Below are 18,526 nucleotides of genomic sequence, written 5' to 3'. Positions count from 1 at the left end.
TGTATGTTCACATTGTATAAATTGTTGGGGACAGAGTCTTTAAAGGAAACAGCACTATTTTTGTACAATCAGGACATCTTCGGAGGGTAATGAATGTTGCCGGAGCGACCTTCGGAGAATTGTGAACGGCGAAATTTGGCAGGAGATACGCCAAGCGCGCGGGTAAAAACACGGGTAAAGTAATGCACGGACTGAAAGCCGCATTGTAACGCAATGTCCTTAATGGGTGCATAATCATTTAGCAGAAGCTGCGATGCATGCTGCATCCGGCGCTCCTGAATATAATGTACGAAGGACTGACTGAGATACTCCTGAAATAATCGGGTTAAATGCCGGGAGGAGATATGTAGATGAGTCGCGACGGTCGCAAGCGTAAGCTCATTGCTCAAATTATCGTCAATGAAACGCTTGGCTTGCCTAAATAAAGCATGCCCTGGAGAAATCGGTTGTTGAACACTTTCACCCGCGGTAAGGGTCAAGCCATGCAATTCGGGGAAAGACAACAGCAGCGAGTACGCGACCTGTTCCAGGGCTAGCGGAATGGTTGAGACTGAATTTGCACACAAAGCTAGTAACGCCTGCCACAAATGTCCTGTCAAAGAGGAGTCGGCCCCCCTAACAACACTGTTTCCTCGTTCAGCAAGCTGTCGATACGCTTCGAGATAAAACGGCTCTGTCAGCGATTCATCCATTTCAAACGCGACATAGCATAATGTCAATCCGGAAGTGCTTCGAATCTGGTGCCATACGCCAGGCGTAGACAGAAACGCCGTTCCTTTTACTAAATTATACTCCCTGTCGTGTTCATAATAGCTCCCCTCTCCATCTAACACATAGCAAGCTTCAAAAAAAGAATGGCGGTGGAGGGAATTATCGAAATGAGCCGGCATGAAACCCCAATATAAAATAGTTATGGACAAGCCGGCTCCTTGAATTTTTGTAGCATGTCGGTTACATATAGCATTGGCTCGGCGGAAGCTGGATTGGATTGACAATTTCATCCCTCCTTTGTTCGCTCCCATTGTATACTGGTCTCTTTATGGAATACAAGCTGCTGCCGTTACATTTACTTCGAAATTCCGAAAAGAATCAAATCCCACACGGCGTTAAATTCCTGATCAATCTTAGCTGTCTGCCACTCTTTCGCATGAGCTGGATGGTGAAAGCGTGATGTAGCATTAAAAATCGCTCTTGCTGTAACCCTTGATTCCAACGCTCTAAACTCCTCGGTTTGTATACCTTTTTCAATAATGCGTGTGATTTGCTCAATTAATTGATCTACGTGTTGGGTAATCATATCTACCGCTTCTAAAGTTACGGAGGCGTACATTGCAAACATTTCGGAATCATCTACAGCATAGGTTCGTTTACTGCGGATTAGAGTATCCAGCCACAAACGCAGCTGCTCTTTGGCAGTCCCATCAAATTGCTCAGTAATGACCTTTAGCGGGGCTAAAATATTGTGTTGCAACCATCTTTCAGTAACCGCTTCTCGTAAAGCAGATTTACTTGAAAAATGTCTATATAGCGTACCATGACTAACTTTCAGCACTCTCGCTACATCAACAACGGAAGTCTTATCCGGGCCAAAACGCCGGAGCACTTGTTCAGCTGCATCCAAAATGTTTTCTTTAGATAATGGAAGATCATTCGACATATATATTCCCCTCGCTCTATCTCTGGTGGTTATTATCATAGCATATAACAATCATAAACAAACTGACAATATCATCACTTTGTCATTCGTAAAATCATTGTCAGTATAGACTCTCACAAATTAAAACTTAGGTACTTATTTGGTAAACCAAATCCCATCCTTTTCGGCATTCTTACATGCCAATAAGAGCTATACAGTCCGTTAACTTGCCTAAAGATGTGAAGTTTATCCATTCCCCGATAACAAAAAACCTCCCTGATCTCTCAAGAAGGCGAAAGTACATTATTTCATCTATTTTCTCACTGATCCAGCTTCCCTCTGACAAACTTACCGATCTTCGTAATCGCCTGCTGCGCTTCTGGGAGCATGTACGCTAAGAAATGAAAAACACTCCACATATTCTCCCATATTTCCAATTCCACCTGAACACCCGCTGCTTTCGCCCGTTCAGTCAACCTCGTTGAATCACTTAAAAGCACCTCATGATCACCTACTTGAACAAGTAACTCAGGTAATCCTTGTAAATCCATCCTTAATGGCGATAGTATTGGATCCAACTCTGAGCATGTGCCTACATATGCGTTAAGTATTCGTTTACTCCCCTCTAAGCTACCTGTCGGATCAAGCAATGCTCGACTCTGATAAGATTCTCCGTCCAGATGAACAAGAACCGTATGAGGTGATATTAAAAAGGCACCCGCTGGTAACTCTCTCCCCTCATTCCTCAAACTAATCAGTGTCATTAGCGCAAGGCTGGCTCCAACAGAGTCTCCTCCAAACACGATATCATTGGCAGAATATCCATTCGCAAGCAACCATTGATAAGCCTCTATACAATCTTCATTAGCAGCGGGATAAGGATACTCGGGCGCAAGGCGATACTCAATAGTTAGTATTTTCGTGCCGCTAGCTTTTGCTATTCGTGTTGCTAAATCCCGATAAAATTCACAAGTGCCCGCAATAAAACCACCACCGTGAAAATAAAGGATAACTTCATGCTGAGGCGGCACTGGCTGCATAGGTATTATCCACTCTCCACGCATTGACCCGATTATAGCCTGTTCAACTTTAACATCAGAATGACTTGGCAGGCTCGCAGCCGTTTCGGCCATTTCTTGCCGGATTTGCTCTACAGACCTACTTTCAAATCGGTTCGTTTGGTTCAGATAATTTTTGATCATTGCAAGCTGATCTATACTCGTTTTTTCCATATCTATAATCCCTCCTACAGATCTCTTCTTCCCAAATTGTAAAGCCTGTAGGAGACTACAAGGTCAAGTTAAGATTCCATTTTTAGTATTTCTAACGTCGACTGTACACCTGGATGTTTATCTGCTGCTAGCAAATTTCTTCTTAAATCTTCGAGGGCTGCTAGCTTCACTTCCTGTTTGACTATTTCGTTACGAACTTTATCCATTTTTTTATCTACAACATTTACAAAATCATCTATGCTAATGCCGCTGCTTTCCGATTTTAACAGTGCCTTTTTAATTTCCTTCAATGTGAACCCACATAGCTTAGCATTATGTATAAACGTTAGTCGACTAAGCGCCTCTTCAGAATAAAGACGGTATCCGGCTTCCGAACGTAAAGGAGTGCTAATCAGTCCAAGTTCTTCATAATACCTTAACGTCTCCATATTCACATTCGCCATTTTGGCCATTTGGCCTCTCAAGTACTCCGTCATAATATACGCCTCCTTGGAATCCCCTATATTATACCAAATACACAACTCCAGAGAGTTTCAGAAGAGAGATAACAACTACTCGAAATTAACTAAAAACTCCTTATTTACACACAAAAAAACGGCATTTCTGCCGTTTTCCCATTCCTTCTATTCTTCTACTCTACAACACTTCACTTCGAACCGCATTTTTCTGTATCAGAGAAATCTGTCCGGCATGAATGCCTGTGTGATACATAAGTCTACCTACTGCTTCAAGTGGAGTAGATGTGCCAAATGCCGATTCTACACTCACATGCCAAGCATCTTCCGGAAGCTCCCGCATCGCTGCAATCAGATTCTCGTTGGAAGCAGACAGCAGATCCACCAGTTCACTTAATGTAGTATACACTGCATCATCGGCTTGAGGTTTAGGTTTACCAAAGAACCACTCTGCAAACATAAACTCTACCTCGGCATTATGAGAAATCAAACCTCCGATGGTGGAGTTCCCTAATTTAAGATTTAAGTCCTCTTCCGGCAATGCCTTCACCATTTTATGAAATCGCTCTTGAACCGCTTGCCAGATGGGCAGCACTGAAGTAATAGTCATCGGCTATTTGCTCCCTTGTACGGTTGCTTCTTCGTCTTTCTTCTTATCAATCACAACATGGTTGAACAAATTCGCATCCACGTCGATGTCAAACGCCAACCCAAAGCCAACAACATAACGCCCCTTCTGAGGGGTCAATTCGAACAGTGAAAAATCCAGTCCGCGCAGCAATTTCAACATGGCTTCACCATGATCCGCATTAAACAATTCAAAGATATCCTCATGTCCATCATTACCGATATTACTTGAATTACAACTCCAACGCACACGCTCAGTTGCAAATTTATTGTTGGTTTCAGACTCATCCGCAATCAGGAAGGCGTCCACAAAATCATTATTTTCCATATAGCCATAGTGCTCTGCAATCTTACTAATATAGATATACAGCTTGCCATCTTTCTTTACAAAAGGTGCATAACTAATGAAAGGCTTACCTTCATCATCAATTAAACTCAAAATCAGATTTTTACGCTTATTAATAAACTGTAAGTAGTTTTCTTTATTTTTCTCAATATCTACAGGCTTCTTCATTAAAAAATCCCTCCATGAATATGTAATGTAATCACAATATGAATCTATCGAACGGTACTGAGTAAATGAATTCGAGGTTTCTTCTCTGTAGGCACATACTGAACTTCCGCATCCATTCGGTAGACATCCCGGATCATGTCTGTTGTCATGACTTCATTGGGTGTGCCGTACATCGCTTTCTCACCAGCCTGCACTACAACAATACTATCGCTATAAGTAGAAGCTTGATTGAGATCATGCAGAACCATTACTATGGTCATCCCCATGTCCTGATTCAACTCACGAACGAGCTCAAGCACTTCATGCTGATGTGAAATATCCAAGTACGTTGTTGGTTCGTCAAGCAACATGATCAGAGGCCGCTGCGCTAAAGCCATTGCAATCCAGGCACGTTGTGATTCTCCTCCTGACAATGAAGCTACAGGTCGGTCCTTATATTCCACCAAATTTGTCTTCTCCAGAGACCACTGTACAATATCCATGTCTTCTTGATTCAATCTTTCGAACCACTTTTTATGTGGATACCTACCATAAGAGACTAGATCGATCACAGTCATATCACTTGGCGCTTGATTCTTCTGGCTCAGCATGCACATTTTTCGTGCGACTTGTTTGGCGCTCATGGACTTCAGATCCGTACCATCGAGGGTAACCGTACCCGTATGATATGGAATTAGCCGTGATACCGCTTTGAGTAGTGTTGATTTGCCAGAGCCGTTTGGTCCTATGATAGAGACGATTTCACCTTTTTTTACGGAAAAAGAGAAGTTGTTTATCACGCTTTTCTGCTCATACCGAATCGAAATGGAATCGACAGTAAACATGTTAGAACGCCTTCTTTCTCATCAGGTATAGGAAATAAGGTCCACCAATCACAGCCATTAGGATACCCGAAGGAATATCTAGTGGTGCGAATAACGTACGTCCACCCGTATCTGCAATCAACAGTACCAATGCACCAAGCGCCATACTCATCGGCAAAAGATATTTATAATCAGAACCAACGAGCATTCTCGCCATATGCGGTACAACAAGACCAACAAATCCGATCATTCCAATGGCTGCTACAGAAATAGCCGCCAGAAATACGGCTAGCAAGGAGAGCAGGATACGAATTTGGTTCACATTTTCACCCAGATTCGAAGCAACCTGATCACCCAGACGAATGATATTTGCCTTACGAATCGCAAAAAACGATAAGATCCAACCTACAATGGCATATGGAAGGACCATCATCAAGGCATTATTCCCTTTTGCTGCAAGGCTGCCGTTAAGCCATTGAACCGCTGCAGGAAGTCTATCACTGTACATGATTGTTAAGAGTCCAATAACTCCTCCACAGAGCGCATTCACAGCAACACCAGATAGAATAATGGTAACCGGCGAAATGCCGGTTCGTCTCCACGCTAATGCATATACAATGCCGGCAGCAATAAGTCCACCAACAAAAGCAGCTATCGGAATGAACTGAGTATACTGAGGTGCAGCAAGCATTATGACAAGAACACATGCAGCCGCCCCACTAGTTACACCCGTCAATCCAGGATCAGCAAGTGGGTTACCCATCACAGCTTGCAGCAGTGCGCCCGAGATCGCTATATTCGCTCCGATGATCATCGCCAGTAATACACGTGGCAATCGAATATCCCATATGATGGTGGCGTTCACCGCCTTAGACGATGAACTAAAGATCGTGCTGAGTATGTCTGATACCGGAATGAATACAGAGCCTAGTCCGATTGCAATAATTGCGGCAACGAGCGCTGATATAACCGTTACAATAACAACTATTCTGCTACGAGATGTTTTTATCACTTGCTGTCTCCTTTAATTATTCATAGAAGTATTTTGCAATTTCAGTCAGTGCTGTCTCTGCATTAATAATCGAAGTCACACCGAACACACTATAATCCAACATGTAAATTTTATCGTTTGTGTAAGCAGAAAGCTTTGTCCAAGTTTCGTTCTTCTCAATTTCTTTTTTGAACTTATCCTTTGTTGCGCCATGATCACCTGAAGCGAGTACAAGAATAACGTCTGGGTCAGCGGCTACAATGTTCTCCATATTAATTGGGGAGTAAGTATCTGTAACGTTAAGTACAGAAGTAGCAATGTTATCTGCACCAAGCTTCTTCACCAAACTACCTAAATAAGATTTCTCACTCATAACCATAAAGGAATCAGAGGTTCCAATAACGAGCATCACACTCGGTAGTTCTTTTCCTTCGGCTAATTTACTTAGCTCATTTTCTTTATCCAAAATCTTAGTCAAAGCCGCATTCATTTCATCTTTTTTGTTAAAATAAGTGCCTAATACTTTAAGGCTAAGCTTCAAATCCTCGAAGGATTCTGTACGTAGATATGCTTTTTGCAAATCCATGCCTTCCAGTGTCTTATCTAGCGTGCTTCGAAGCGATTCCGCTCCCAGCAGCAAGTCCGGCTCAAGCTTTGTAACTACTTCAAGATCAGGTGCCATAGGTGAACCAATTTTATCTATCGTTTCAAAATCAGCAGGAATTGGATTGGTAGAGGTTGGCACACCTACTGGTGTGATTCCAAGCAAGTAGAGCATTTCTGTTAAGGGTACAGAAGTAGTAACAATACGCTGAGGTACTGTGGCTGGGAATTGGCTTAACGCTTCATTGAACAATGCTTCATCTACACCATCATTCTCCAGACTGAATTCCTTTCCAGCATCCGCTGTATTCGTTGCTTCTGTTGTATTCGCTGCATTCGTTTCTTTGGCAGTTGTATTCGTTGTTGCTGCATTCTTTGTTTGATTGTCCGCTGTATTGGTTGACGAACATGCAGTCATTACAGTAAGCGCTGCAACAACCATAAGTACTAATAATTTCTTCAAAATCTATCCCTCCGAGTATGTATAATTATACGTCCTTTGTAGTGACAATGATTTTCATTCTCACCTACCACTCCTATGATAATGTTTATCATTATCAAGTGTCAACAATTTTATTTTAATTTTAAACTAGCAAAAACGCCTTTCTCAACCTTTTAAGAAGGACAATCCTTCTAGTAAAATATCAGACTTAAGTATGGTGCAAACCTTTTACTTTCTGTTATTCAAAAAAAATAACCACATCCAAGGGATATGGTTATTTTGCATAAGAAACCTAATTTACTTATAGAGTTGCGAGGATTTTCATTCTTTTCTCTTCCCTCTCTTCGTCCTTTAACCTTGGACATACATAACACTTTTCGCCATTTTCACGGCAAAAGTAGAGACAGCAGGAAGAACGTAACGCTAGTTGCTCTCCTGCCTGGTAAGGATTATCTGTATAGCGAATCGTATGCTTAAATGGATTTCTATTTCTGTGAAAAAGCTCTGGTGAGATGGATTCCGATAGTAGCAAGAAATTACGATTAAATCTCTCCAACACTTCTTCACGCGTCTCATTCTGAGCGATGTACTCTCTTAACATCCCTATTTCACCGCCAAATTGTTGCCAGATCATGGCTGATTTAACCCCTGCAGCTGCTGCGATGGCTTCTACGGCAGGTGTAACTGTATGTATAATAAATACCTCCCAGTCCTTCAGGATCATCGACTCCAGCTCTTTCTCCGGGACATCTTTATAGTGTAACTCCTTAATCTTATACCCCAAATGTACATGATCCTCGTGAGCCTCTATTTGAAAAGTTAAACGCTCCAAGGATAAGTCCAGAATCTTATTGTATTGCGCCAGAAAAATCAGTTTAGTAGAACAAAGATTACATAATGATGTCCCGAAAAAAGATGCAGGTAAATCCAGGCCGTGTGCCTGAACGATTTCCCCTGCTTGCTGCATCAAACCTCTTACTTGACCCATTTCAAAGAAATCTGTAGCAGGCATTTCAGCCAGTGGGTTCTCGGCACCATCCGGAGAAATATGATAATAGGAATTTACTAATGAAAAATCAAGCTCTTGCGACATCGGGTTAATCTCCTCTGCATTTATAAAATCTTGGCTCTTAATTACGGAACCTTCTTCTGATTTTGCTTTTTAATTTCCGGTCAGAAAAATAATCATTCCTATAATAGTTAGCAGTGAAGTATACGATAGAGAACACACTGGTCTAAATCACAGTGTTCGCCACTTCGAAACTCCTCTATTATTCTGCTGTAGACTAGTTGAAATCCCACTCTAACATTGTCTTCTTCAAACAAACATAGCTTACCACGACACAGATTATCTCTGCCACTACAAAGGAAAGCCATAGACCGATGTTACCCAACATTAAAGGGAGGACAAAGAAATTTCCAATCAACAAGATATACCGTAAAATTGCCAAAATTGCGGATGTTCTCGGATTGTTAATGGCCGTATAGAAAGCGTTGATTATAATATTGGCACCTACAAAAATAAAATTAAAGCTATAAAATGTGATAATCTCACTTGATGTATTCATGACCTGAAGATTGTCTTTTACAAAAAGAGAAATTAAGGGAGATTTAAAAATAATCAGTATTGCTGTACAAACCACACCAACCGATGTAACTATTTTAATGGCCACGGCAATAAGCTCTGATATACGACTGTACTCCTTGGCTCCGTAATTTACACTGCTAATGGCTCCTAACCCTCTCGACATGCCCATGATAACTGCATTAACTACTAGTGAGATATACTGAACTACCGCAAATGAAGATACGCCTATTTCACCAAATTTAGAGATCAAAATCCAGTTGAAGATCATAAAAGAAAAACCTGCACTGAATTGCGTAATCGCCTCTGAGGAGCCATTATAAATCATCCTTCCGATTGCTTTTAACTCCACTTTCCATCTACCTACTCTTAAAAAGCTTTCCTTTGAGATGAATTTCGAAAAAAATAATATAAAAACAACCGTTGCACTGATCCCAGACGCCAAAGCTGCACCGGTAATCCCCATATCTAAGGCACAGATAAAAATCAAATCCAAGATAATGTTCAAAACTACACTAAGCAAATTACCGAACATATAAAGCTGAGGTTTGCCAATGGATTGCAATGAAATACCAAGTAAAATATTAAAAATTACAGGCACGACAAATAAACCAAACGTCCGTATGTAATCAACAACCATTGGAAAAAGCACTGAGTTCGCTCCAACGATTCTAGCAAGTACATGAGGAAAAAAAACTACCATTATGAAAATAGCTACGGTAATCATAAGCAGGGCGTAAAAAGCATTATTGAAGTAGTGATTAGCTTTTCTCTTGTTCTGCTCTCCTAGACTAATAGCGGTTAATGTATTTCCTCCAATGGCAATTAAGATCCCAATACAGGATATAATATTAAAAATCGGTGAAGCCATATTCACTGCAGCTAGCGCATTAGGTCCTACAAAACGCCCCAAAATGATTCCGTTAATAATTCCGTACAGACACATAGAAAGCGAAGCTACGATTCCGGGGATTGCGTAACCACGAAATAGTTTGGGAATTGGATCTTTTAATACATCAAGTTCTGTTGTCTTCATCTTCTCATTCTCCATTCACTGTTTTGAAATTTTAGTTAAAATTCAGTACAATGAACACTATAATCTCTTGGGTAACACAAGAGTCAACGGGAGAGCAATGCAATGAACAACTATTATTCTATTGGTGAAACAGCAAAACTAGCAGACACAACTATCGAAACCTTACGCCATTATGACCGAATCCACTTGCTGAAGCCTGCAAAAGTAGATCCCTCCTCCGGATATCGCTACTATTCAGATAAAGAGCTTATTTATCTCGATGTCATCAACTTCTGCAAAAAAAAGAATATGCCGCTTCATAAGATTAAAGATGTATTTACGAATGATAATCTCGATTATATTATTAATTTTCTTAAAACAAAGGACGAGGAAATTGAGCAGGAAATCAAACAGTTGAATAAGACAAAGTCACAGCTTAGTGCTTTACGAAAACAATACGAAAATCAAGCTTATTTATCTGACGTCCCTCTATCCCCCACTCATTTTTCAACCAAGGCTTTGGGAGAAAGAGCGATCGTAAAAATCCACTCCCTACAGAAACCCAGCCTTGAAAGTTTCCATCAACTGCAGGATGCATTGAATCAACAGCTTGAAGATGCGCCAAAAGATACATTCGTATTTGATCTTCGTGCAAATATTATGACCACTACTTCAGAGCCTAGTGAGAATTCATCTGTCTTTTTTGTAGTTTGTGAGAAGTACCCTGAACAGGCCGACTGGATTTCAATATTACCTAAAGGGATTTATCTCTATGGTTATTGCTCAGAGGAGCAGAGAATGGAAACGATACAGAATATCGCTGCACATGCTAAAGCCGAATACAACACGGAGATTCCATTCGTCATCCAGTCCGTCATTTTCACCGGAATGTTTCAGTGGGTTTATGAGATTCAAGTATTGTTAACATCTGCATGATCATAGTCGTGGTTTGAGATGAACGCTCGTAAAAGACCCAATTAATATAAGAGTAAACAAAACAGCATGTGCCGATATAAAATCGACACATGCTGTTGCATTGAAAAATGGTCTAGGCTTGTTCGAATTAAAATCTAGCCACAAAAAACTCACGGTCTGATGGAACGTTAAAACTTCTGATAGTAGCTCCGTTCTCATCTCTTAATGTAAGCAGATAAGCTACCGTTGTTAAGGTGGTAATTGTAGGGAATCTTACTACACCAAATTCGTCGAAATCAGCAGTTACTGTTGTAGTGCCTGCTCGTAATGAAGCTGTCCAGCCTGTAGTTGCTTTAGGTGTGCCACTTGCATTTGTACCAATAGCGACAACAATAAATCTATCCAATGTCTGTTTAATTCTCCGTCTCTTTCTCGTTGCAGCAGCTTTCACTCTTTTTGCCGCGAGGGCTCTTGCCGCCACAGCGGCTTGCTTGTTAACTGGTTTCTTAATGGTCACCATTTGCATCACTACTTTCTTTTTTAGGATACGTTAGTAGATGCAAGATTTTTGATTCTTGACTTCACTATTACCTACTAAGCAAGAAATGTACTTTATTCCTAGATTCATAGATTCGTACCTACTGGATCAGTGATGCATATAATGCATTTATGAGGTGATCCATTAAGAAATGAGCCAACAATTGTGGGTACAGCAACATAGTTCAAAAATCCATAGGGCGCTTAGAAAAAGAATTCAACAATCCCAAGTCCCTCGCGGTACATCCGTTAAAATTCCTATCATTATCAAATTCAAACAAAAAATGACCCCAGCACAGCTGAAGTCATTACAAAAACATTTAAAATCACATGACTTTCCTATCAAACACCACCTCCCCATGCTTAATTCTGTAGCATCGCGAGTTTCGATGAATTGTCTGAAACAGATGTGTGATTGGCAGGGGATTGAAAAAATCTATGTAGATGGAATCAAAAAAACATCCCTTAATATAGCAACACCTTCCATCGGTTCTACCGCCATCCAGAAGAAACAAGGGCTTACCGGTAAAGGGATCAACATTGCCATTCTTGACACAGGCGTATATAGACACCCTGATCTGATTAAGCCCTGTAACCGCATCGTGGCTTTTAAGGATTTCGTCAATCATAGAAAACAGCCCTATGACGATAACGGTCATGGGACTCATATTGCAGGGGATGCTGCAGGTAATGGGTGGATGAGCAAAGGAAAATACAAAAGCCCTGCTCCAATGGCTGGAGTCGTCGGCGTTAAAGTACTCGATAAAAATGGCGACGGATATGACTCCACAATTATAAAAGGAATTGAGTGGTGCATTGCAAATCGCAAGCGACTAAAGCTGCGTATCCTTTCAATGTCATTCGGAGGTACTGTCAATTCAACTTGTGCCGATGACCCTCTATGCCAAGCAGTAGAACAAGCAATTAGAGCCGGCCTTACAGTTGTAATAGCGGCAGGAAATAGCGGCCCTAAGCGAAGTACGATCGAATCTCCTGGTATTAGTCCTTCAGCAATTACTGTTGGTGCAGTGGATGATCGCCGCACACTCACACAAAAGGACGACCGGATTACCTGGTATTCCAGCCGTGGTCCTGCAGCGCGGGGGCGTAAGAAACCAGACCTCGTTGCTCCCGGTGAAACAATCATCTCTCTTCGTGCTCCCGGATCCAAACTGGATCGTGAACTTCCTTACTTGCGGATAGCGAAAGATTACTTTGTGCTGTCCGGTACCAGCGTCTCAACACCTATTGTCTCAGGTGTTATCGCCCAATTGCTGCAGAGAAATCCATCTTTATCTCCAAAGCAAGTGAAACCCTTACTGAAAAAGAACACATTCTCTCTGAAACTTCCCCCTAACACAGCGGGCTGTGGTGAGATCAATGCGAGATTTTTATTGTGATTTTGCTTTTTAATACTCTATTTCTCGCTTAAACGCCGTGATAACAGAAACGGATAACTCTTCAGTAAATTTACCCGCAGGTTCAATTTCTAATAAAGAAGATCTCATATCCGCTTCAAATCGTTCTATGTGATCTCCAAATAATCGCTTAGATGCATAGGATGTGGAATACAAATTACCAATAATCGAATCCACGGTCCATGTGATTGTATAACTGGGTAAAACCAGTCTTTCCACATCTTTAAAACTAGATTGCGCAACAATGTCCTCATGTCTTTCTTTAGGATGAGTATAGGTGCTGTCTCCTGCTATCCTTTCGTTACCTAACCAGCGTTTCACAATTTCTTTCACCTTAAGCTGCCAAGATAATGGTTCTTGCTCAACATTAAAAGTATCAATAATGGCTAGACCGCCATTATCGTCCAAACTATGATATAGAATTTCAAGAATGGACGCCCTATCCATCCAATGAAACGCTTTGGCTAGAATGGTAAGACGGAAGGAGCCCCATTCGCTCAGCAGCTCTTCTGCTCTACCCAGCCTCCAACTAACGTTATCTACTCTGTGAATTTTTGATAGACGATTTGCCTCATCCAACATTTCACTTTCCGTATCTACACCTATCATTTCTTCAAACCAATCACTGAATCTTAGTGCCAACTGACCCGTACCACATCCTAAATCAAGTAAACGACCCTCTCCGTTAAGCGAAAACTGCTGAATCAAGAACCGAATAAGGGATGAAGGATACTGTGGTCGATATTCTGAATAGTACACCGCAGTACCTTTAAATAAATTCGAACCATATTCATTCATAGTTTCACCCTTCTCTGTTTCTAATAGGACAAAATCATAGCAGACATCCCACTAAAATAAAAGGCTGTTCGGATTGAATCCGCTCAGCCTTTTATTTATGCCGATACGCCTAATTCGCTGTATTTGGACTCAGGAACCAAAAAATGCACTTAGAAATGATTGACAAATAAGTTCGTTGCATATATGGTTAATTACATAACTAACTAACCAATGAACATGGCGGTGAATACATGGGAAGCTTAATGGATGATACACGACCGATATTTATGCAGATCGCCGAACGCATAGAAAATGACATCATCGAAGAAACACTCTTGGAGGAATCACAGGTTCCTTCAACAAATCAATTTGCTGTTTTCTACCAGATCAATCCGGCAACGGCTGCGAAAGGTGTGAATTTGCTAGTGGATCAGGGAATATTGTACAAAAAGCGAGGTATCGGTATGTTTGTTGCTTCTGGAGCGCGCGCAGTATTGATGGAGAAGAGAAAAGAGCAATTTTATGAACAATATGTTGTAACTATGATCCGTGAAGCTGAGAAATTAGGAATAACGTTGGATCAATTAACGAAGATGATTCAGAGGGGAGATAATCAGTCATGAATGAAATTGTTGAGATCAAGGGGCTAACCAAGTCGTATGGAAAGGTAACCGTCATCCAAGACGTTACTTTTTCTTTGGAACAAAATAAAATCTATGGACTCCTTGGCAGAAATGGTGCGGGGAAAACAACGATCATGCACATGATCACAGCCCAGTTATTTGCTACAAGTGGTGATTTGAAGGTATTTGGAGAACATCCCTACGAGAATAACCGCGTACTCAATCAGATTTGCTTCATTAAGGAAAGTCAAAAGTATCCGGATACGTACCGTATTATCGATGTTCTAGAGGTATCCGCGTTATTTTTCCCTAACTTTGATCGGGACTACGCCCAATCCTTAATCAAGGACTTCAATCTCCCCTTAAAAAGAAGAATAAAGAAGCTGTCCAGAGGAATGCTCTCGGCGGTGGGTATTGTAGTCGGCCTTGCTAGCCGCGCTCCGCTGACTATTTTTGACGAGCCCTATTTAGGTCTGGATGCTGTAGCAAGAAGCCTGTTTTACGATCGATTGATTGAGGATTATTCAGAATATCCACGAACAATTGTCTTGTCTACACATTTGATTGACGAGGTAAGTCAATTGTTAGAGCATGTCATTGTTATCGACAACGGTAAGATTATTATTAATGAGGATGCTGAAGCTCTTCGCGGGCGAGCCGCTAAGGTGATTGGTGCAACTGCGAAGGTCGAAGAGTTCATCTCCAGTAAAGATGTTATCTCTCGTGAACCTTTTGGCGGATTACTTTCTGCCACTCTAGTCGGGTTAAACTCAACAGATCTATCACGTGCTGAGATGCTTGGTCTGGAGATCTCCCCCATATCTTTACAACAGTTAATTGTCCATCTTACAAATAGAAGATCTCAAGGAAAGGAAGTGGCAGCACAATGAACCATATGACAGGGATATTAAAAATGCACTACAAGGATAAATGGTTTTGGTTATTTATGCCTTGGATCATATTATTGTCCAGTTTTCTCGTTAATCTTATCATAGCTTTTTTCATGCAAGAACCCATGTATACAGGTGGCCTAGTCTCTATCTTTATTTACATGTTTGTCATAGGCATCATCATTTTGGTACAGACTTTCCCCTTTGCCTTGGGCTTAAGTCTACGGAGAACGGATTATTTCTTCGGTACCTCCTTGATGGCTGTTATTACAAGTGCCGGCTTCTCCCTTCTTCTGTTCCTGCTATCCGTTATAGAAAACAATTTAACACCTGGATGGGGTGTGCAGCTACATTATTTTCACCTACCATACTTGAATGATGGTACTGTCCTAGAACAGCTGTGGATCTATTTTATGATCATGTTGCATATGTTTTATTGGGGATTTGTTATATCCAGTATCTTCCGCAGATTTGGTAGAAGCGGTCTATTCATTTTCGCGGCAGTCATGTTTATTCTGTACAGTGTCGCTGGATTGTTAATGACGTATTATCGGTGGTGGGGAGATCTATTTAATTGGTTTGCCAGCCATACCGCATTTGATCTTGCCTTGTGGACCATGCCTTTGACGGTCTTGTATGCACTCTTATCGTTCTGGATGCTTCGGAAATCTACAGTGTAAGGCACAGCCTCGAATATTCTAAATATTGTAGGTGTAGGAGGTACCTTTATGGATTATGTGAGGGATTACGCCATGTATGTTTCTATATTCGGTATGTTTAGTTTTAGTTGGTTTGGTTGGGCACAAGAAAACCCCAGATCCAGCTGGCGTAAATATATTGGCATAGCTTCTGGTGTATCCCTTCTCATCTGCTTGATTGGTATCTATTTAAGTATAACGAACTGGGATGCTCCCTCCGTTTTAAATGACAAGACCTCTTTTGATAATTATTTAATTTCTGTCTATATTGAATTATTTGTGGCAGGTGCTGGAGCTTCTATATTGTTGAAATGTAAGTTTAATGATTACGTTGCTCCTTGGATTGCCTTTATTGTAGGAATTCATTTTATTAGCTTAAAAAGTGTTTTTAACGATTTCAGTTTATACCTTTTAGCAGCACTTCTTGTTGCAGTCTCTATCGCATCACTATTCATATCGAAAAAGCTTAACGTCGCAAACAGTGCAATTACAGGCATTGGTACTGGAACAGTTCTGTTTGCTTATGCCCTATTAGGCTTAATTCGATATTTATCGATCTAGATACGATTATGCTCCAGTTGCCTCGGATTAATTATATTCACAAAAAAGAAACTCCCCTGATTTCTCAAGGGAGTTTCTAGTGATGCGGTCGAGAGGACTCGAACCTCCACGGTATTGCTACCACACGGACCTGAACCGTGCGCGTCTGCCAATTCCGCCACGACCGCACATCGTAATGACTACATATCCATCTTGCGTCACAAGATAGATCATACCATGCTGAGATTAATGCGTCAATATATTCTCTAGCTTTTCTAATCATTCATTATTTTATGGATAATTATTGCTTTTACTTCCGAATATAAGGTATAATGAGAACAAAAGTTCGCATAATATAAATGAGGTGATTTATAATGGCGACTACAAAGTTGAAGACATCCATTGTTGATGAAGAGGTTACGAAAGAAGAAATGTCCCTTGTCAGAAGCTATTTGCTGCTAACGTTTATTCATAAAGTGTTCGAACGTGACTGTCGTGTAATCAGTAAGAGTGGTCTGTTTAAGACCCCTCAGCTTTATATGGAGCTCGTGTCTGGTGCCACTAAGAAGACCTCATTAATGCTTCAAGAAGTTACGCGCGAATTGAGCTCACATGATCTGAAGGTCACAACCGTTCGCCAAGATCAACGGGGAGTCGAGGCCTTGTACACCTGTAGAGGATATCAAGGTGAGATGAATATATTATGGCCAGGATTCCGTAGAGAGATGCTGCTGCGAATGCGCGCATATCTCGGCCTGTCTACAGAGCTCTCCATGCTCTCCAGAGAAGAAAGTGAGACCCAGCTAGCACTAACCATATAATCCGCCATAAGTAAAGAACAGCTCCCTACCCACTAGGGTAAGGAGCTGTTTATGCTGCCAAGATTATATATTATCAGGAGCTTTCCTTGGTTCGCTGAAGGGTTGGAATAGATAATTCCGATCAAGCTTTACTACCCGTCTATTCTGGCGACGTATCATCACCTGCGAATCGTCCCAAGCCAGAACAATCCCCTTTACATCATTACTTTCTATGCCATCACGCACCACACGAATTTTCTCACCGGAAATTCGGTACGCATCCAATTGTTCATCGCTAATCATCATAAATCCCTCCCTCTATATAGCTTATCCTATATTCATCCAGAAAAAAGACCCAAATGAAAAGTCATCTGGGTCTCGTATAAGCAATTGACCAATTGCATGTCTACTAAAGCATTCTTATATCAGCGCTTCATTCTTCTCAAACCAGAAGTCAAGAACTTTAGCGGACATCACACGTTGCTCCAGATACTCCACTTGGTTAGTTGTGAATTTCTCCCTCCAAGGGAAGGAAAGTTCCTCACACAAACCTTTGATTGTCAGAAGCTCTGACCAAGCTACATAGCGTTTGTACCAAAAAAACTGAGGATGTTCAATCATATAGGGATACAGATCGTCGAATTCCGTGTGTTTGCAATCCAGCGCACGCTCGAAGTGATCCTTGGCCTCGGTTAATTTATCAATAAAAAATTGCTCAGTCACCGGTTCTTTCCCCATTGTGACGCCTCCTCCCTATGTCTGATTTTATTATAAAGGAAAATCTATAGGGTGAAAAGCAGTTGTTTAAAAATAGGCATGTTCTTATTCAAATTCGGGTTATTCTCCAAATTCAATAGTGCCCCCGCTAAGAGAGGTTATTCTTACAAGTGACTCCAACCGGATCCCCTGCTCCTTGATCGTTCGAGCTCCTGCCTGAAAACTTTTTTCCACTACAACGCCAAGACCAACCAGCTCAGCGCCAGAGCGTTGAATAATTTTAATCAGCCCGCGTGCTGCATCACCATTAGCAATAATATCATCGATAAAGAGAATTTTATCCTCCGGGGAGATGAATTGGCGAGACAACATGATGTCGGTAACGATACCTTTCGTAAAAGAAGGAACTCTTTCACAAAGTGCGTCCGGATCTGCTAGGAGCGTTTTTTTGCGGCGTGCAAAAACTAACGGCACCTTTAACTCATATGCGGTGGCAAATGCCACGGCAATGCCCGAGGATTCCACGGTCACAATACGTGTAATTCCGCAGTCCGCAAACCTCCCGGCAAACTCCCGTCCCATTTCCATCGTAAGCTGCGGATCTACCTGATGATTCAACAGTGCATCCAGCTTCAGCACTTCATCCGAAACGACGACACCTTCCTCCAAAATCCGCTGTTTCAATACTTCCATGATTTTGAACCTCCA

23 protein-coding genes and 1 tRNA gene are annotated in these 18,526 nt (G+C 41.4%); 7 read left to right on the top strand and 17 right to left on the bottom strand.

Going from position 1 to position 18,526, the window contains the following annotated elements; translation table 11 throughout:
- Positions 1-68 precede the first annotated feature (68 nt).
- The 11 genes from ACN6MV_RS10985 to ACN6MV_RS10935 form a co-directional block, all read right to left on the bottom strand.
- The gene (locus ACN6MV_RS10985; protein ID WP_231574143.1) at positions 69-995 is read right to left on the bottom strand and encodes an AraC family transcriptional regulator; all 927 of its coding nucleotides are present in this window, start codon (positions 993-995) and stop codon (positions 69-71) included.
- 71 nt (positions 996-1,066) lie between these two features.
- A complete protein-coding gene (locus ACN6MV_RS10980) occupies positions 1,067-1,657 on the bottom strand; it encodes a TetR family transcriptional regulator (protein WP_419886341.1) in 591 nt (196 codons plus the stop codon).
- A gap of 299 nt (positions 1,658-1,956) precedes the next feature.
- Positions 1,957-2,868 (bottom strand): alpha/beta hydrolase, encoded by a 912-nt coding sequence (locus ACN6MV_RS10975; protein ID WP_419886340.1) that lies wholly within the window; start codon positions 2,866-2,868, stop codon positions 1,957-1,959.
- A 68-nt stretch (positions 2,869-2,936) separates the two neighbouring features.
- Positions 2,937-3,344, bottom strand: a complete 408-nt coding sequence (locus tag ACN6MV_RS10970) for a MerR family transcriptional regulator (RefSeq protein WP_375102565.1) — start codon at positions 3,342-3,344, stop codon at positions 2,937-2,939.
- A 160-nt stretch (positions 3,345-3,504) separates the two neighbouring features.
- Positions 3,505-3,933, bottom strand: a complete 429-nt coding sequence (locus ACN6MV_RS10965; protein ID WP_042126413.1) for a DinB family protein — start codon at positions 3,931-3,933, stop codon at positions 3,505-3,507.
- A 3-nt stretch (positions 3,934-3,936) separates the two neighbouring features.
- Positions 3,937-4,464: a HugZ family protein gene (locus ACN6MV_RS10960; RefSeq protein WP_042126411.1), complete on the bottom strand. Its 528-nt coding sequence runs from the start codon at positions 4,462-4,464 to the stop codon at positions 3,937-3,939.
- A 44-nt stretch (positions 4,465-4,508) separates the two neighbouring features.
- Positions 4,509-5,288 carry an ABC transporter ATP-binding protein gene (locus ACN6MV_RS10955; RefSeq protein ID WP_042126410.1) on the bottom strand — a complete coding sequence of 260 codons (780 nt, stop codon included), beginning with the start codon at positions 5,286-5,288 and terminating at the stop codon, positions 4,509-4,511.
- 1 nt (position 5,289) lies between these two features.
- On the bottom strand, positions 5,290-6,279 hold the full coding sequence (locus ACN6MV_RS10950) for a FecCD family ABC transporter permease (protein WP_052414555.1): 990 nt from the start codon (positions 6,277-6,279) through the stop codon (positions 5,290-5,292).
- A gap of 16 nt (positions 6,280-6,295) precedes the next feature.
- Complete coding sequence (locus tag ACN6MV_RS10945; RefSeq protein WP_419886339.1) at positions 6,296-7,324, bottom strand: ABC transporter substrate-binding protein; 1,029 nt, start codon at positions 7,322-7,324, stop codon at positions 6,296-6,298.
- A gap of 280 nt (positions 7,325-7,604) precedes the next feature.
- Positions 7,605-8,396 (bottom strand): (2Fe-2S)-binding protein, encoded by a 792-nt coding sequence (locus ACN6MV_RS10940; protein WP_042126409.1) that lies wholly within the window; start codon positions 8,394-8,396, stop codon positions 7,605-7,607.
- A 193-nt stretch (positions 8,397-8,589) separates the two neighbouring features.
- Positions 8,590-9,924 carry an MATE family efflux transporter gene (locus tag ACN6MV_RS10935; protein WP_419886338.1) on the bottom strand — a complete coding sequence of 445 codons (1,335 nt, stop codon included), beginning with the start codon at positions 9,922-9,924 and terminating at the stop codon, positions 8,590-8,592.
- Positions 9,925-10,026: 102 nt separating this feature from the next.
- Here ACN6MV_RS10935 and ACN6MV_RS10930 point away from each other — a divergent pair, with 102 nt between their 5' ends.
- Complete coding sequence (locus ACN6MV_RS10930) at positions 10,027-10,839, top strand: MerR family transcriptional regulator (RefSeq protein WP_419886337.1); 813 nt, start codon at positions 10,027-10,029, stop codon at positions 10,837-10,839.
- 127 nt (positions 10,840-10,966) lie between these two features.
- On the opposite strand, the gene ACN6MV_RS10925 is transcribed toward ACN6MV_RS10930, so the two are convergent.
- Entirely contained in the window at positions 10,967-11,344 is a 378-nt protein-coding gene (locus ACN6MV_RS10925; RefSeq protein ID WP_052414552.1) for a hypothetical protein, read from the bottom strand.
- 400 nt (positions 11,345-11,744) lie between these two features.
- Between ACN6MV_RS10925 and ACN6MV_RS10920 the strand changes: the two genes are divergently transcribed.
- Positions 11,745-12,755: a S8 family peptidase gene (locus ACN6MV_RS10920; RefSeq protein WP_419886336.1), complete on the top strand. Its 1,011-nt coding sequence runs from the start codon at positions 11,745-11,747 to the stop codon at positions 12,753-12,755.
- Between the two features lie 9 nt (positions 12,756-12,764).
- Here ACN6MV_RS10920 and ACN6MV_RS10915 read toward each other — a convergent pair whose 3' ends face one another.
- Entirely contained in the window at positions 12,765-13,571 is an 807-nt protein-coding gene (locus ACN6MV_RS10915; protein WP_419886335.1) for a class I SAM-dependent methyltransferase, read from the bottom strand.
- A 230-nt stretch (positions 13,572-13,801) separates the two neighbouring features.
- Between ACN6MV_RS10915 and ACN6MV_RS10910 the strand changes: the two genes are divergently transcribed.
- From ACN6MV_RS10910 to ACN6MV_RS10895, 4 genes are read left to right on the top strand one after another with little or no spacing between them, the layout of a single operon-like run.
- Complete coding sequence (locus ACN6MV_RS10910; protein WP_042126405.1) at positions 13,802-14,173, top strand: GntR family transcriptional regulator; 372 nt, start codon at positions 13,802-13,804, stop codon at positions 14,171-14,173.
- Positions 14,170-15,063, top strand: coding sequence for an ABC transporter ATP-binding protein (locus tag ACN6MV_RS10905; protein ID WP_419886334.1), 894 nt, complete (start codon positions 14,170-14,172; stop codon positions 15,061-15,063). Before ACN6MV_RS10910 ends, ACN6MV_RS10905 begins: the two co-directional genes overlap by 4 nt.
- Positions 15,060-15,743 (top strand): hypothetical protein, encoded by a 684-nt coding sequence (locus ACN6MV_RS10900; RefSeq protein WP_042126401.1) that lies wholly within the window; start codon positions 15,060-15,062, stop codon positions 15,741-15,743. Before ACN6MV_RS10905 ends, ACN6MV_RS10900 begins: the two co-directional genes overlap by 4 nt.
- 48 nt (positions 15,744-15,791) lie before the next feature.
- Entirely contained in the window at positions 15,792-16,322 is a 531-nt protein-coding gene (locus tag ACN6MV_RS10895) for a hypothetical protein (protein WP_042126398.1), read from the top strand.
- A gap of 83 nt (positions 16,323-16,405) precedes the next feature.
- Here the strand turns inward: ACN6MV_RS10895 and ACN6MV_RS10890 are convergent.
- Positions 16,406-16,489, bottom strand: a tRNA-Leu gene (locus tag ACN6MV_RS10890).
- A 186-nt stretch (positions 16,490-16,675) separates the two neighbouring features.
- On the opposite strand from ACN6MV_RS10890, the gene ACN6MV_RS10885 reads away from it, so the two are divergent.
- Positions 16,676-17,122: a hypothetical protein gene (locus tag ACN6MV_RS10885; RefSeq protein ID WP_042126396.1), complete on the top strand. Its 447-nt coding sequence runs from the start codon at positions 16,676-16,678 to the stop codon at positions 17,120-17,122.
- 63 nt (positions 17,123-17,185) lie between these two features.
- Here the strand turns inward: ACN6MV_RS10885 and ACN6MV_RS10880 are convergent, their stop codons facing one another.
- From ACN6MV_RS10880 to ACN6MV_RS10870, 3 genes are all read right to left on the bottom strand, one after another.
- Positions 17,186-17,404 carry a hypothetical protein gene (locus tag ACN6MV_RS10880; RefSeq protein ID WP_042126394.1) on the bottom strand — a complete coding sequence of 73 codons (219 nt, stop codon included), beginning with the start codon at positions 17,402-17,404 and terminating at the stop codon, positions 17,186-17,188.
- 117 nt (positions 17,405-17,521) lie between these two features.
- The gene (locus ACN6MV_RS10875) at positions 17,522-17,839 is read right to left on the bottom strand and encodes a hypothetical protein (protein WP_036689410.1); all 318 of its coding nucleotides are present in this window, start codon (positions 17,837-17,839) and stop codon (positions 17,522-17,524) included.
- A 99-nt stretch (positions 17,840-17,938) separates the two neighbouring features.
- The gene (locus tag ACN6MV_RS10870) at positions 17,939-18,511 is read right to left on the bottom strand and encodes a xanthine phosphoribosyltransferase (RefSeq protein ID WP_042126391.1); all 573 of its coding nucleotides are present in this window, start codon (positions 18,509-18,511) and stop codon (positions 17,939-17,941) included.
- Positions 18,512-18,526 lie beyond the last annotated feature (15 nt).

It is taken from the genome of Paenibacillus sp. B-A-8 (genome assembly GCF_048572915.1).
Lineage (GTDB): Bacteria > Bacillota > Bacilli > Paenibacillales > Paenibacillaceae > Paenibacillus_AQ.
The sequence above is the reverse complement of the archived record's forward strand: the minus strand, read 5'-3'. Positions and strand labels throughout refer to the sequence as shown.

Bases quoted from the DNA above. Each gene is read 5' to 3' on its own strand.
- ACN6MV_RS10905 (WP_419886334.1), top strand. From the start codon at position 14,170: ATGAATGAAATTGTTGAGATCAAGGGGCTAACCAAGTCGTATGGAAAG.
- ACN6MV_RS10910 (WP_042126405.1), top strand. From the start codon at position 13,802: ATGGGAAGCTTAATGGATGATACACGACCGATATTTATGCAGATCGCC.
- ACN6MV_RS10895 (WP_042126398.1), top strand. From the start codon at position 15,792: ATGGATTATGTGAGGGATTACGCCATGTATGTTTCTATATTCGGTATG.
- ACN6MV_RS10875 (WP_036689410.1), bottom strand. From the start codon at position 17,839: ATGGGGAAAGAACCGGTGACTGAGCAATTTTTTATTGATAAATTAACC.
- ACN6MV_RS10920 (WP_419886336.1), top strand. From the start codon at position 11,745: ATGAATTGTCTGAAACAGATGTGTGATTGGCAGGGGATTGAAAAAATC.
- ACN6MV_RS10935 (WP_419886338.1), bottom strand. From the start codon at position 9,924: ATGAAGACAACAGAACTTGATGTATTAAAAGATCCAATTCCCAAACTA.
- ACN6MV_RS10880 (WP_042126394.1), bottom strand. From the start codon at position 17,404: ATGATTAGCGATGAACAATTGGATGCGTACCGAATTTCCGGTGAGAAA.
- ACN6MV_RS10975 (WP_419886340.1), bottom strand. From the start codon at position 2,868: ATGGAAAAAACGAGTATAGATCAGCTTGCAATGATCAAAAATTATCTG.
- ACN6MV_RS10980 (WP_419886341.1), bottom strand. From the start codon at position 1,657: ATGTCGAATGATCTTCCATTATCTAAAGAAAACATTTTGGATGCAGCT.
- ACN6MV_RS10885 (WP_042126396.1), top strand. From the start codon at position 16,676: ATGGCGACTACAAAGTTGAAGACATCCATTGTTGATGAAGAGGTTACG.
- ACN6MV_RS10915 (WP_419886335.1), bottom strand. From the start codon at position 13,571: ATGAATGAATATGGTTCGAATTTATTTAAAGGTACTGCGGTGTACTAT.
- ACN6MV_RS10955 (WP_042126410.1), bottom strand. From the start codon at position 5,288: ATGTTTACTGTCGATTCCATTTCGATTCGGTATGAGCAGAAAAGCGTG.
- ACN6MV_RS10930 (WP_419886337.1), top strand. From the start codon at position 10,027: ATGAACAACTATTATTCTATTGGTGAAACAGCAAAACTAGCAGACACA.
- ACN6MV_RS10900 (WP_042126401.1), top strand. From the start codon at position 15,060: ATGAACCATATGACAGGGATATTAAAAATGCACTACAAGGATAAATGG.
- ACN6MV_RS10960 (WP_042126411.1), bottom strand. From the start codon at position 4,464: ATGAAGAAGCCTGTAGATATTGAGAAAAATAAAGAAAACTACTTACAG.
- ACN6MV_RS10965 (WP_042126413.1), bottom strand. From the start codon at position 3,933: ATGACTATTACTTCAGTGCTGCCCATCTGGCAAGCGGTTCAAGAGCGA.
- ACN6MV_RS10925 (WP_052414552.1), bottom strand. From the start codon at position 11,344: ATGCAAATGGTGACCATTAAGAAACCAGTTAACAAGCAAGCCGCTGTG.
- ACN6MV_RS10870 (WP_042126391.1), bottom strand. From the start codon at position 18,511: ATGGAAGTATTGAAACAGCGGATTTTGGAGGAAGGTGTCGTCGTTTCG.
- ACN6MV_RS10970 (WP_375102565.1), bottom strand. From the start codon at position 3,344: ATGACGGAGTACTTGAGAGGCCAAATGGCCAAAATGGCGAATGTGAAT.
- ACN6MV_RS10940 (WP_042126409.1), bottom strand. From the start codon at position 8,396: ATGTCGCAAGAGCTTGATTTTTCATTAGTAAATTCCTATTATCATATT.